The 13,001-nt window shown below is 64.4% G+C and carries 10 protein-coding genes; 9 read left to right on the forward strand and 1 reads right to left on the reverse strand.

Features of this window, described 5'->3' with window-relative positions; genetic code table 11:
- The first annotated feature begins 6 nt into the window (after positions 1–6).
- The 6 genes from AC1RUR_RS18260 to argH are packed head-to-tail and all read left to right on the forward strand — an operon-like array spanning position 7 to position 6,627.
- On the forward strand, positions 7–1,068 hold the full coding sequence (locus AC1RUR_RS18260; protein WP_492846399.1) for an ABC transporter ATP-binding protein: 1,062 nt from the start codon (positions 7–9) through the stop codon (positions 1,066–1,068).
- Complete coding sequence (locus tag AC1RUR_RS18265; RefSeq protein WP_492846400.1) at positions 1,065–1,919, forward strand: ABC transporter permease; 855 nt, start codon at positions 1,065–1,067, stop codon at positions 1,917–1,919. Before AC1RUR_RS18260 ends, AC1RUR_RS18265 begins: the two co-directional genes overlap by 4 nt.
- Positions 1,916–2,731, forward strand: a complete 816-nt coding sequence (locus AC1RUR_RS18270; RefSeq protein ID WP_492846401.1) for an ABC transporter permease — start codon at positions 1,916–1,918, stop codon at positions 2,729–2,731. The genes AC1RUR_RS18265 and AC1RUR_RS18270 overlap by 4 nt, the downstream gene beginning before the upstream one ends.
- A gap of 54 nt (positions 2,732–2,785) precedes the next feature.
- Positions 2,786–3,664, forward strand: a complete 879-nt coding sequence (locus tag AC1RUR_RS18275) for an ABC transporter substrate-binding protein (RefSeq protein WP_492846402.1) — start codon at positions 2,786–2,788, stop codon at positions 3,662–3,664.
- A gap of 20 nt (positions 3,665–3,684) precedes the next feature.
- Positions 3,685–5,064 carry an MmgE/PrpD family protein gene (locus AC1RUR_RS18280; protein ID WP_492846403.1) on the forward strand — a complete coding sequence of 460 codons (1,380 nt, stop codon included), beginning with the start codon at positions 3,685–3,687 and terminating at the stop codon, positions 5,062–5,064.
- A 60-nt stretch (positions 5,065–5,124) separates the two neighbouring features.
- The gene (gene argH, locus AC1RUR_RS18285; RefSeq protein ID WP_492846404.1) at positions 5,125–6,627 is read left to right on the forward strand and encodes an argininosuccinate lyase; all 1,503 of its coding nucleotides are present in this window, start codon (positions 5,125–5,127) and stop codon (positions 6,625–6,627) included.
- A gap of 143 nt (positions 6,628–6,770) precedes the next feature.
- Here argH and AC1RUR_RS18290 read toward each other — a convergent pair whose 3' ends face one another.
- Entirely contained in the window at positions 6,771–7,613 is an 843-nt protein-coding gene (locus tag AC1RUR_RS18290; protein WP_492846405.1) for an IclR family transcriptional regulator, read from the reverse strand.
- Positions 7,614–7,749: 136 nt separating this feature from the next.
- On the opposite strand from AC1RUR_RS18290, the gene AC1RUR_RS18295 reads away from it, so the two are divergent.
- From AC1RUR_RS18295 to AC1RUR_RS18305, 3 genes are read left to right on the forward strand one after another with little or no spacing between them, the layout of a single operon-like run.
- Positions 7,750–9,819, forward strand: a complete 2,070-nt coding sequence (locus tag AC1RUR_RS18295; protein ID WP_492846406.1) for a hydantoinase/oxoprolinase family protein — start codon at positions 7,750–7,752, stop codon at positions 9,817–9,819.
- On the forward strand, positions 9,816–11,468 hold the full coding sequence (locus tag AC1RUR_RS18300; RefSeq protein ID WP_492846407.1) for a hydantoinase B/oxoprolinase family protein: 1,653 nt from the start codon (positions 9,816–9,818) through the stop codon (positions 11,466–11,468). Before AC1RUR_RS18295 ends, AC1RUR_RS18300 begins: the two co-directional genes overlap by 4 nt.
- Before the next feature lie 10 nt (positions 11,469–11,478).
- The gene (locus AC1RUR_RS18305; protein WP_492846409.1) at positions 11,479–12,999 is read left to right on the forward strand and encodes an ABC transporter substrate-binding protein; all 1,521 of its coding nucleotides are present in this window, start codon (positions 11,479–11,481) and stop codon (positions 12,997–12,999) included.
- Positions 13,000–13,001 lie beyond the last annotated feature (2 nt).

The raw sequence follows: 13,001 nt of genomic DNA on the forward strand, positions 1-13,001 counted from the left end.
TCTGGCGTGATAAACAGGGGATCATCCTGCTGGCTGGAAGTCGACCGCGTCGCCAAGGCGTACGGCGAGGTCAAAGCTGTCGAGGATATCTCGCTTTCGGTCGAGCCAGGCGAGGTTCTCGCCTTGCTCGGACCTTCGGGCTGCGGCAAGACGACTTTGTTGCAGTCGATTGCCGGCTTCGTGGCTCCCGACAGCGGCGACATCCGGCTCGATGGGGCCTCGATTCTCTCGACACCTCCAGAGAAGCGCCGCACGGCGATGCTGTTCCAGCAATACGCACTGTTTCCGCATATGAGCGTGCGCGACAATGTCGGCTTCGGCCTGCGCATGGCCCGCGTGCCGAAGGCCGAAGCCTCCAGGCGTATCGAGCAGGCGCTGGCGCTCGTGCGCATCGCGCAACTGGCGGAGCGGCGGCCGGGGCAGCTCTCCGGCGGCCAGCGCCAGCGCGTCGCACTGGCGCGCGCCGTCGTCACCGAGCCGCGCCTGCTGCTGCTCGACGAGCCGCTCGGCGCGCTCGACCAGAATTTGCGTGAGGAGATGCAGGTCGAGCTGCGCAAGCTGCAGCGCAATCTCGGCCTGACCACGGTCATGGTCACCCACGACCAGCGCGAGGCGATCGTGCTGTCGGATCGCATCGCGGTCATGAAGGAAGGACGTATCGAGCAGATCGGCACGCCGCTGGAGATCCACGACCATCCGCAAACACGCTATGTCGCGACCTTCACGGGCGTCGAGAATCTGCTGCCTGGACGTTTCCTCGGCGATGACACCGTCGAGCTGAGCGGCAGGAAGATTTCCGGCGTCAAGGCGGCGGCGACTGCGCCTGGTGCCGCCACGCTGGCGATCCGGTCGGAGGCCATCAGCGTTCTCTCGCCCGGGCAGGGCGACATCGACGGCGTGATCGGCTTCGTCCAGATGCTCGGTGCTTCGGTGCGCTATGAAGTGGCGATTGCGGGCGACACGACGGTGACCGTGACGGAGGTGCGGCGCGACACGCCTCCGTTCGAGCCCGGTGCCGCCGTCTCGCTCAGGTTTGCCGCCAGCCGCTGTACGGTGCTGGCATCATGAGCCGCGGCACATTCCTGCTCGCGCTGCCGGCCATGTCCGTGCTGGCGCTGTTCCTGATCGTGTTGCTGTCCTTCGCCAGTGTCAGCCTGATGGTGGTCGATCCCGGCGGCGCCGTCTTCCACGGGCCGGCGACGCTGGCGAATTACAGCAAGCTGCTGGTATCGGAAGGGGCCTGGCGCGCCGTCCTGACCACCCTGCGGCTCTCGTGCGAAGTCACCGCGTTGACGGTCCTGTTCGGATATCCGTTGGCGCGGGTGCTGGCGCGCTCACATTCGCGAACGCTGCGTCGCGTCATCCTGTTCTGTCTGGTCGCGACCTTCCTCTCCGGCGGCGTGACGCGCGCCTATGCCTGGCTGATCATCCTCGGCAATCAGGGGCTGATCAATCAGGGACTGCGGGCCGTCGGGTTGCCACGCGCGGCGCTGATCAACAACGAATTCGCGGTCGTCGTCTCGGTGCTGAATTTCGTGCTGCCTTTCTTCGTGCTGACGCTCTTCGGCGCGCTGCGCACGATTCCCGAAACGTTGGAACATGCCGCGCGTAATCTCGGGGCGTCGCGCTGGCGCAGCTTCGTCTCCGTCACGCTGCCATTGTCCTTGCCGGGCCTCGCGGCGGCGACCTCGCTGTGCTTCGCACTCTCGCTGGGGGCCTTCCTCTTCCCGCAGATGCTGGGGGGTGGGCGTGTGCAAGTCTTGGCAACGGCGATCTACGATCGTATCCAGGCCAGCTATGATGTTCCCTCTGCGGCTGCGCTGGCCGTGCTGTTTTTCCTGCTCGTGCTGCTGATGTTTGCGGTCGTCGGCGGCATACGGCGCCTCGTTGCGATCCGTTTTGCGGGAGAGCCGACGTGAGGCGCGCCGTCATCGATCATGCGCGGTCCGTGTCTCCGGTGGTGACAGGGCTCGGGCTTGTGACACTCGGCTTCGTGCTGCTGCCGCTGCCCTTCATCGTCCTCTATGCGCTGAGCAAGAACAGTTACACTCTGTTCTCGCCTCAGGGCTTCACCCTGCAATGGTTCCAGCGCTTCTTCGAGAACGACCGCTTCATGGCGGCGCTGCAGAATTCGCTGGCGGTGTCCGTCATCACCACGGCGGTGGCGCTGATCATCGCCGCGCCGACCGCGATCGTTGCGGTCCGGCACCGCTTCCGTGGCCGTGATCTGATGATGGCGCTGATCTCGGCGCCGTTGCTGGTGCCGGGCGTCATCACCGGCACCGCCGCGCTCAGCTTCGTTGCACAGACCGGGATCGGACCCGGCTTCTGGCCGATCACGGTGGCGATGGTCTGCTTCACGCTGCCGCTGGTGCTGCGGCCGCTGGTCGCCAATCTATCGGGGCTGGATCCGGACCTCGAAAAGGCGGCGCGCAATCTCGGTGCGAGCCCGCTTGCGGCGTTCTGGACCGTGACCATGCCGCAGCTTGCGCCGGGTCTCGTCGCGGGCGGCACCTTCGCCTTCGTCGAGGCGATGGACAATTTTTCGATCACCGTCTTCCTGACCAGCATCACCACGACGACGCTGCCGGTCGAAGCCTACAGCTATATCCGCGACATCGACGACCCGACCGTCGCCGCGATGGCGACCTTGCTGATTCTGATGAGTATCGGGGTGGTCTTCGCGATCGAATGGCTGCTGGGCCTCGACCGCTTTCTCGACATGTCGTGAGGCAGCGGAATGAATGTGGCAACGACAGCTAACGTGACGAGAAAGGGGACTGCCATGCCATCGACCCGGAGCGCGCTTCGTCTGGTTTTCGGCGCCGCCGTCGCGACCGTTCTGGCCTGCGCCACGACGCAGGCCCAGGATCTCGCCTCCCGCGTGCCGGCGAAGATCAAGGAGGCGGGCAAGCTTGTCGTCGGCACCAGCGCGACCTATCCGCCGCTCGAATTCAAGGATCCGGCGACGCTCGAGCTGAAGGGGCTCGACATCGACCTGACCGAGGAGATCGGCAGGCGTCTCGGCCTCAAGGTCGAATGGAGCGAGCAATCCTTCGACCAGCTCATCAACTCGCTTGATACCGGCCGTATCGATATGGGTGCGTCCGGCATGACCGACATTCCGAGCCGGCGGGGCAAGACCGATTTTGTCGACTATTTCTCGACCGGCACCCAGCTTTTCACCATGCCGGCCGTCGGCGGCGAGTTGAAGACGATCGAGGACGTCTGCGGCAAGCCGGTCTCGGTCAACCGCAACGGCATCTTCTATATCCGCTTGCAGGACTTCAACCAGAAGACCTGTATCGCCAAGGGGCTGCCCGACGTCAAATACGTCCTCGTCGACAAGACGGCTGACGCGCGCCTGCAGCTGCTCCAGGGGCGCGCCGTGGCGGCCGCGATCGGCGTCGATGCGATCCGCTTTCTCAATGAAAGCAAGGACTCGCCCGATCGTGGCAAATACGCGCTGATTGGTGAGGCTATCGCGGTTGACTTTGCCGGGTTCGGTTTCGCGAAGCCCAACACTGCGCTACGCGACCTCGTGGCCGATGCGGTCGATGCGATGATCAAGGACGGCTCCTACGGCAGGATCTTCGCGAAATGGGAGATGCCCTACGCCGTTGTCAGGCAGACGACGATCAACGCCGCGCCGCGCAACCAATAGGCCTGCCTGAGGATCGTCGTATGCGCCCCCAGACCGCACACCCAGCCGCCGCGACGCTGGCCGCCTTCTACGCGAGGCTGCGTGCCGAGGATCTGCCCGCCGAGACAGTCCACGCGGTGCGGCGTCATATGCTCGACACGCTCGGCGCTGCGCTGGCAGGCGTCCGGCAACCCGAGCCGGAGGCCGTTTTCACGACGACCCGCATCGCCTATGGAGACGGCGGTGCCGCGCTGCTCTGGGGCCGGGCGGAGACCGCGGCGCCCGCGGCGGCTGCCCTCGTCAACGGCACGGCGGCGCATGCGCTCGAACTCGACGATGCCAGCGGCTGTGACCATAGCGGCGCAGTCGTGGTGCCGGCCCTGCTGGCGGCGTTGCCGCTGGCCGCCGGTGCGGGCGAGGGCGATCTCATCGCGGGCGTCGTGACCGGCTATGATTTGGGCCGGCGTATGCTGGAAGCGTCCGGAGGTTACGACGCGCACAACAATGCCGGCTGGCATTCCACGGGCACCTGCGGTGTCTTCGGTGCCGCGACCGCGGTTGCCCGCCTGCTTGGCTGCGACGAGGCAACGACCCGCAACGCGTTGGGCATCGCCGGCTCGTTTGCCTCAGGTACATGGGCCTTCATGAGCGAGGGCGCCATGACAAAGCGTCTTCATCCAGGCCATGCTGCAGCATCCGGCGTGCTGGCCGTGCTGCTGGCGCGTGCAGGGATGACGGGGCCGGCCGAGATCCTGGACGCGCCCTGGGGTGGTTTCCTTTCGACCTATGCCGGCGACAAGGCCGATTGGCCCGCGCTGACGGTCGATCTCGGCAAGGATTGGCGCATCCACCGCTCCTCGATCAAACCCTACGCCTCCTGCCGCGGGACCCATGCCGCTATCGATGCGATGCTGAAGTTTCGCAGCGAGGGCGCGTCGCCGGAAAATCTGGCCGCGATCCGCGTCAACGTGCACCCGACCATCGTGCGCATGTGCGGTGCGACTGATGTCTCGACCTTGCTCGACGCCCAGATGAGCCTGCCTTATGCGCTGTCGGTCGCATTATTGCATGGCGGGGCTGACCTGCCAATGTTCAGCGAAGCGGTGCGGCGGGATCATGCCGTGCTCGAGCAGGCGCGTCGTGTCGAAGTCGTGGAAAGTATCGAGCCCATGACCAATGTCGCAGCCGAGCTGGTGCTTGATTTCAGGGATGGCGGGCAGCGTCGATTGCGCATCGACGTCCCGCTTGGCTCTGCCACCAACCCGCTGCCGGATGACGGCGTGATTGCCAAATATCGATCCCTGGCGACCCCGATCATCGGGCCTGAGGCGGCGAGCCGACTCGAAGACGCCGTGCTGGGTCTCAGCAATGGGATATCGCCGAACCAGATCCTGCAACCGCTGCGCCTGCCGGCGCGATGACAACCAAACGATTTGCATCGCCGGCGCTGGCCGGCGGACCGACCTGATGGAGCAAGACCCATGACCAAGGCCTCGGACTATCGCGGCTTCCGCACCGCAGGCGCTCGGCTGACCGAAGAGCCGCTTGCCCATCTCGACTTCCATCGATCGAGCCTGCTCGGTGAGTCCGTGCATGCCATCCATGCCTTCGACAAGGCGCATGCGCTGATGCTGAGCGAGGAGGGCATCCTGCCGCGCGAGACCGGCATCGCGATGTTGAAGGCCTTCCGTGAGATGGAGCAACGCGACGTCGAGGCGTCGCGCGCCGAGGCCGATGGTGGTATGCATTCCGGCGAGCACTATCTCACCAAGACGTTGGGCGAGGAGATCGGCGGGAGGCTTCATCTCGGCCGCAGCTCGGGCGATCTGATCGAGGTGGCGCGGCGTATCACCTTCCGCGGCCATGTCCAGCGCATGCTGGCGGGGCTGGTGGTGCTGCGCGGTACGCTGCTCGACCTCGCCGAACAGCATCGCGAGACGGTGATGCCGGGCTACACCCATGGTCAGCACGCCCAGCCCACGACCCTCGCGCACTGGCTCACGATGTTCGAGGAGGTCTTTGCCCGCGATACGCAGCGGCTGCTGTCCTTCCATCAGCGTGTCAACCGGTCGCCCGCCGGGGCCGCGATCATGACCGGCTCCGACTTTCCGCTGAACCGCCAGCGCGTCTCGGACCTGCTCGGCTTCGATTCTCCGCTTTCGCACACAATGGATGCCATTCTCAGCCACGATCTGGAAATGGAATATGCCGGCGTGCTGGCTGTTCTTGCGCAGAATGTCGGCCGGTTGGCCGACGATCTCTTTATTTGGTCGACCGTGGAATTCGCCATGGTCGAACTTCCCGACCGTTACTGTGGCACGAGCTCGATCATGCCGCAGAAGAAGAATCCCGATGGGCTCGAGGACATCAAGGGCGTCGCCGCGCAATCACTCGGCATCGTCGCCACGGTGATGATGGCCGAGAAGGGTCCCACCGGCTTCCCGATCATGGAGCGCCGCAACAGCCAGGCGATCCTTTGGGACCTGGGTCGTGCACTCGGCGTGCGCCTGGAGACGTTGTCGCCGCTGATGCGCGACCTCAAGGTCAAGGTCGGCCGGATGCGTGAGCTTGCCGGCGCCAACTGGGCGCAGGTCACCGACCTTGCCGCGGCACTCGTCCGCGAGAGAGGCATCGATTGGCGCAATTCCCACCAGATCGTCAGCGTGTTCGTACGCCGCAACATCGCCGCGGGTGTCCGGCCGGACAAGGCGACATCAGCCTCGCTGGACGAGGCGGCCGGCGAACTTGGCATCGCGGCGCCCCACCTCCCGGCGGACATCTTTTCCGATGCCATGAATCCCGCAGCGTTCATACGCCGCCGCAAACTCCTGGGCGGGCCGGCTCCTGAAGCGATCAGCCGGGAAGTGGAGACTGCGCACGGTAAGCTCGATGTGGATGCGAAACTGCTCGACGGCCTAGAGAAACAGGCCGTACGGGCGCATGAGGTGCTGGAAGCGGCAATTTCTGCCTTCGTCGCCGATTGATGTCAGCTCAGGTTCGCGCGCGAGCTGTGTGCGTCATGTCAATGCCATATCGACTAATCCGTTCGACGCTGCCCAGCGCCAAGTATGGACAATATGCCGGCTCGTGATCGCATAGTCGCGAGGCGAAGAAGGTCGAGATGCTTCTAGCCGTGCGAAATTTCCATCGCAGCCCCGGCGCGGCGCAGTGTCGGGTCGAAGGGATTGAGCCTGGCACCGATTTGTCGTGCCTCATTCATCAGCATCTCGGAGATCACGGTGGTACGCTCGGGCGTCATGCGGTCGGTCGTGCTGCCGACGCTGAGCGCCGCGGCGGCGCGCCCGTCGGGCATGAGGATCGGAACGCCGAGCCCGGCCATGCCGGGAATCAAACCTTTTGCGCCATCGCAAAAGCCCATCGCGCGCACGCGTGCGATCTCGGCCCGTATGAAGGCTTCGTCGATGCCTGCAAATTCGCGCATGCGCGGCAGATTGTAGCGAATGACCTCGTCCTGCTCGGCCTTTGCCAAATGCGCAAGAATGGCCATCGAGCCCTGGCCGATTCCGAGCATCACGCTGCCCCCGATATCGCCCGTGAATGAACGAATTGGTAGAATGCCTGCGGTGCGATCGATGCAGACGGCATCGAACCCGCTGCGAACCAGGAGAAAGATGGTTTCGCCAAGAGCGCCCGTGAGGCGCAACAGGGCCGGGCGGCAGAGTTCGCGCAGATTCATCGGATTGCCGGCGCGCGCGGCGAGCACAAACAGGCCAAGACCGAGCCGGTAGGTCTTGGCATTGGTGTCGCGCTCGACCAATTCCTCCGTCATCAGGTTCGCCAGCATGCGGTGCACGGTCGGTCGCGGAAGTCCCGCGGCGTCTGCGATGTCCTTCAAGCGCAAACCTCGTCCATCGGGGGTCGCGAGCAGTCGCAGCAGTGCGGCGGTGCGATGAATGCCTCCACCCAGATCGTTCGATGGTTCCAATTTCCGGGCCTTAGCTTTGGACATTGGAAACGATAGTTTCACTCATCGAAATTTCAAACAGAAAAACTGTCGCTCCGTGAAATTTTCGTTGCAATCAGCGAGATGTTCTCTGAACCTTGCACGGGCCGGGAAGTGATTGATCGAGACGAGGACATCAGGCATGTCGCGTTGGCGTGTGGGCGTGGATTCCGGCGGCACTTTTACAGACATCTGTTTGTTCGAAGAGGATGAGGGCCGGGTCGAGGTCTGGAAGGTCTCCTCGACTCCCGACGATCCCTCCCGTGGCATCGCCCAGGGCGTCGAAGAAGGAATGCGCCGCGTCGCGCCGGAAGCCGGCGATCAGCCGGCGGCGCCCGTTAGCTACTTCGGTCATGGTACGACGGTCGCAACCAACGCGTTGATCCAGCACAAGGGCGTATCGACGGGCCTCGTCACGACAGACGGGTTTCGCGATCTCCTGGAAATTGGCCGGCAAAAGCGACCCGATCTCTACGACATCTTTGCCGACAAGCCGCCGACCCTGGTGCAGCGCGACCTGCGCCTCGAGGTCGCCGAGCGCGTGCGTCACGACGGTGCGGTGGAGATCGCGCTCGACGAAGAAGCTGTCCGTACGGCGGCGCGTAAGCTGCGCGCGGCCGGCGTGAGCGCGGTGGCGATCTCGTTCCTCTACAGCTTCGTATGCCCTGAGCACGAGCAGCGTGCAAAGGAGATCGTGCGGGAGGAATATCCCGAGGCGTTCATCTGTACCAGCCATGAGATCGCACCCGAATTTCGCGAGTTCGAACGTCTCTCGACAGCGGTGGTCAACGCCTATCTCGGCCCGGTGATGAAGCGCTACATCGATCGGCTTGCGCCGCGCCTGTCCTCGCTCGGGATGTCGGTCATGCCGCATCTCACGCAATCCAACGGCGGCGTCATCGGTTTCGAGACGGCCGCTGAAATGCCGGTGCGCACAGTGCTGTCCGGACCGTCGACCGGGGTGGTCGGCGCGCAGGCGATCGGTCGGGCCGCAGGCCTGCCCGACCTCATCACGTTCGATATGGGGGGCACGTCGACCGACGTTGCGCTGCTCAAGGCCGGCGAGGCGCGTCTTACCTCCGAGGCAATCGTTCATGGTCATCCGATCAAGGCGCCGATGCTCGATATCCATACGGTCGGCGCCGGCGGCGGCTCGATCGCCTATGTCGATAGCGGCGGCCTCTTGAAAGTCGGGCCGCGCAGCGCCGGCGCGGATCCCGGTCCGGTCTGCTATGGCAAGGGCAATGCCGAGCCGACCGTCACTGACGCCAACATCGTGCTGCAAACGCTGAACCCACGCCATCTGCTGGGCGGCCGCATGGCGGTGCGCCAGGACCTGTCGAAGGATGCGATCGGAAAGCTCGCGCAACGGCTCGGCCTCGGGTTGATGGAGACGGCACAAGGCATCATCTCGGTTGTCACCGCCAACATGGCCAAGGCGATCCGCGTGATCTCGGTTCAGCGCGGCCACGATCCTCGCGACTACACGCTGATGGCGTTCGGCGGCGCCGGTCCGTTGCACGCGGCGCGCCTGGCCAAGGAGCTCGATATCAAGCGCATCCTCGTGCCGCGCAATCCCGGCATCCTGTGCGCCATGGGCCTCCTGCTGACCGATCTGCGTGCCGACTTTGCCACCACGCGGCTGATGCCGCTTCAAGCCGGCGCGGTTGCCGAGATCGAGCGTGCATTTTCAGCCCTCAATGAGCAGGCGGATGCCTGGTTCGCCCAGGAGGAGATCGCGGCGGAAGCCCGTCGCCTGCAGCGCACGGTCGACATGCGCTATACGGGACAGAACTATGAGCTTGCGATTCCGCTTCCTGACGGCCCGATCACGGCTAGAACGCTCGATCTGCTGGCACAGGGTTTTGCCGACGCGCACCAGCGCATGTACGGCTTCCTTGCCGACGACGAGCCGGTGCAACTCGTCACCTTCCGTCTCGAGGCAACCGGCCTCGTCAGCAAGGCGACGATGAAGGCTTACCCGCCGGCCGGTGAAGATGCACGCCACGCGATTCGCGACAGCCGCGAGGTATGGCTCGCCGAGAGCAGGGCCTTCGTCGCCTGCCCGGTCTATGCCCGTGAGGAACTGAAGTCCGGCAACCGGTTCACGGGTCCCGCGATCGTCGAACAAATGGATGCCACCACCGTCGTGCTGCCCGGCATGACGGCGCAGGTCGATCCCTACCTCAACCTGATCCTGGAGGTCGCATGAATGTCGCCCTCGCGCCTCGACAGTCTGTCGGGCTCGATCCGATCACTGTCGAGGTCATCGGCGCGGCTCTGTCCTCGATCGTGGAGGAAACCGGCGAGGCGCTGATCCGCGCCTCATACTCGACAAATATCAAGGAGCGGCGCGACTGCTCGACCGCGCTGTTCAATGTCGAAGGCCGTACCCTTTGCCAGGCCGAGCATATTCCCATCCACCTCGGCAGCTTCATCGGCATCGTGCCGCAGATCCTCAAGCAGCACGCGGTCGAGTCCATGCGTCCCGGCGATGTCTTCGTCGGCAATGACGCCTACGAAGGTGGCGGCACGCATCTTCCTGACATTGTGCTCGCCGAGCCGATCTTCGTCGATGGCCGCATCGTCTCCTGGACTGTCAATCTCGCACATCACTCGGACTTCGCCGACCGCGGTCATGCTCACATCTATCAGGAGGGCCTGCGCATCCCGACGATCCGGCTCTATAAGGCCGGAGAGCTGCAAAAGGACGTGCTCGACCTCATCCTGTTGAACTGCCAGGTGCCGCGCGAGCGCCTCTCCGATCTTCGCGCGCAGATGGCGGCGAACCGCGTCGGCGTGCAGCGCTTTCAGGCGTTGTGCGCCAAATATGGCACCGAAGTCGTTCTCGCGGCCGGAGAGGCGTTGCTGGACTATGCCGAGCGCAAGATGCGCGCTGGCATCGCGGCGATCCCGGACGGCACCTACCGCTTCGATGACGTGTTCGACAATCCGGAGATCGACGGCACGCTGCCGATCTCGGTCACGATCACCGTCGCGGGTGACGGGATGCGACTGCACTTCGACAGCCCCCCGCAAGTGCGTGCCGGCATCAACATGACCTACACGGCGTTGCTCGCCACCACGTATTATATGGTGAAGTCGGTCGTCGACCCGACAATCTTGCCGAATGCCGGTCTTGCGCGGCCGCTGACTGTCACCGCGCCTGAAGGCACGATCCTCAATTGCAGGCATCCCGCAGCGGTGAATGGGCGCGTACAGACCTGCCAACGGGTCGCAGACCTCATTCTCGGTGCATTGTCGCAGGCCGTTCCCGGGCGGGTGTCGGCCTGTACCAACAGTTCGTGCTGCGTCGCGACGTTCAGCGGCGAGATGCCGAAGGATGGCACCATCTGGGTCTACGTCGAGACCATGGGCGGCGGCGCGGGCGCGCGGCCCAGCAAGGACGGCCTCGATGGTGTGCATGTCCATGTCACCAATACGTCGAACCTGCCCGTCGAGGCGCTCGAACTCGAATATCCGCTAACGCTTCTGCGCTACGAAATGGTCGACGGCTCCGGGGGCGCCGGCCAATTCCGTGGCGGCATGGGTTTGCGACGCGTCTATCGGGCGGAGGCCGATTGCCGCGTGCGGGTCGACGTCTCGCGCCTGCGCTCGCAATCCTGGGGACTTTTTGGCGGAATGCCGGGCGCGCATGGCCGCATGGTGCCGGGGCCGGGCGTCAAGTTCAATCGCGACGCCGCCGAATTGAAGGCCGGTGACTGGTTCGAAGTGATCACGCCCGGTGCAGGCGGTTATGGACCACCGAGGGAGCGCGATCGGACCGCGGTCGCGCGTGATCTCGCCGAAGGCGTCATCGACGCTGCGGCCGCACGTGACATCTATGGCTTCAACTCGTGAGGACCGTGTCATGCCGCTGACCGTCTCCCGTCGCTCCGTCCTCGCAGGCGCAGCGGCGCTACCCTTCCTGCGCCTTCCAGGCGCGCGCGCCGCGACACCGGGATCGCTCACCTTCGGCCTGTCGAGCTATCCGCCCAGCATTCAGCCCTGGGCGAATACAGGCACGGCCGCGGCCACCGTAAAACTGATGATCCATCGCGGTCTCACCGGATTCGCGCCCGACGGCAGCCTGCGTGGCGAGCTCGCGGAAAGCTGGGCACCGGAGGGAGCGACCGCCTGGGTGTTCAAGCTGCGTGACGCGACGTTCCAGAATGGCGAGAAGGTAACGAGCGCCGACGTGAAATGGACGATCGAGCAGGTCGCCGCGGAGAAGTCCACTGCCTATATGCGCGGGCAGATGCAGAGCATCGACAAGATCGAGATGCCTGACGACAAGACCATACGCTTGGTGATGAAGGAGCCACTGGCGACCCTGCCGGTCATGTTCGCCAACTTCCATATGCCGATCATTTCGCGGGTCTCCGATCCAAAGGCACCGGTCGGCGCCGGTCCTTTCACGATCAAGGCGCAGGAGCGCGGTGTCTCGATCGAACTTGAAGCGTTCTCCAAATACTACAAGCCCGGCCTTCCGAAACTGAAAGCGATCCGCGCAGTGGCGTACGCGGACGAGAACTTGCGTGTCGCGGCGTTGCAGGCCGGCGACGTCGACCTTATCGAATATGTTCCCTGGCAGTCGATGGAGACCATCGGCAAGGATCCCAAGCTCGCTCTCGACGCGGTCGATGGCCCTTACATGTATCTCGTCTTCAATGCGACCAGGGCGCCATTCAACGACGCACGTGTACGCAGGGCGGTCGGTCACGCCATCAAGCGTGAGGAGATCGTCAAGGCGGCGTTTTTCGGCAGAGGGTCGAGTCTGGCGCATCTTCCGATCCCGAAGACGAGCGAATTCTTCAATCCCGAATACGAGAACGGCTGGGGATACGATCCGGCGCTCGCCAGGAAGCTGCTCGCCGAGGCAGGCCATCCGGACGGTTTCAGCTGCTCGCTGCTGTCGACCGCGCAATACGGCATGCACAAGGATACGGCCGAGGTCGTGCAGCAGAATGTCGCGGCGATTGGCATCAGGGCCGAGCTCAATCTGCCCGATTGGGCGACGCGCGTCACCGTCGGCAACAAGGGGCAGTACGACATGGCGGTGATGGGCGACGCCGCCGACAGCAACGATCCCGATGGCATCGCCAAAGCGATAGACGGGTCGCTCTCGTCGGCCTATTCGCGCTCGTTCGGCCTCAAGACCGACAGGATCACCACGCTCATCAAGGCGGGCAGCGCCGAGTTCGACAAGGCGAAGCGAAAGACGATCTACAAGGAGCTCGAAGCGCTCGCGATCGAGGAAGCGCCAATGATCGGGCTGGCCTGGCGCAGCCAGGGTTATGCCATGCAGAAGCGGGTCAGCGGCTTCAAGAATCTTCCGGGCGCGCTCACTTTCTACTCGGGAAGCACCTTCGAAGACGCCGCGGTCGGGTGAGA

It is taken from the genome of Bradyrhizobium sp. GW821-FHT12B03 (assembly GCF_058807535.1).

Excerpts from the sequence above, each read along its gene's own strand:
- AC1RUR_RS18275 (WP_492846402.1), top strand. The coding sequence starts at position 2,786 with ATGCCATCGACCCGGAGCGCGCTTCGTCTGGTTTTCGGCGCCGCCGTC.
- AC1RUR_RS18280 (WP_492846403.1), top strand. The coding sequence starts at position 3,685 with ATGCGCCCCCAGACCGCACACCCAGCCGCCGCGACGCTGGCCGCCTTC.
- AC1RUR_RS18300 (WP_492846407.1), top strand. The coding sequence starts at position 9,816 with ATGAATGTCGCCCTCGCGCCTCGACAGTCTGTCGGGCTCGATCCGATC.
- AC1RUR_RS18290 (WP_492846405.1), bottom strand. The coding sequence starts at position 7,613 with ATGTCCAAAGCTAAGGCCCGGAAATTGGAACCATCGAACGATCTGGGT.
- argH (WP_492846404.1), top strand. The coding sequence starts at position 5,125 with ATGACCAAGGCCTCGGACTATCGCGGCTTCCGCACCGCAGGCGCTCGG.
- AC1RUR_RS18295 (WP_492846406.1), top strand. The coding sequence starts at position 7,750 with ATGTCGCGTTGGCGTGTGGGCGTGGATTCCGGCGGCACTTTTACAGAC.
- AC1RUR_RS18305 (WP_492846409.1), top strand. The coding sequence starts at position 11,479 with ATGCCGCTGACCGTCTCCCGTCGCTCCGTCCTCGCAGGCGCAGCGGCG.
- AC1RUR_RS18265 (WP_492846400.1), top strand. The coding sequence starts at position 1,065 with ATGAGCCGCGGCACATTCCTGCTCGCGCTGCCGGCCATGTCCGTGCTG.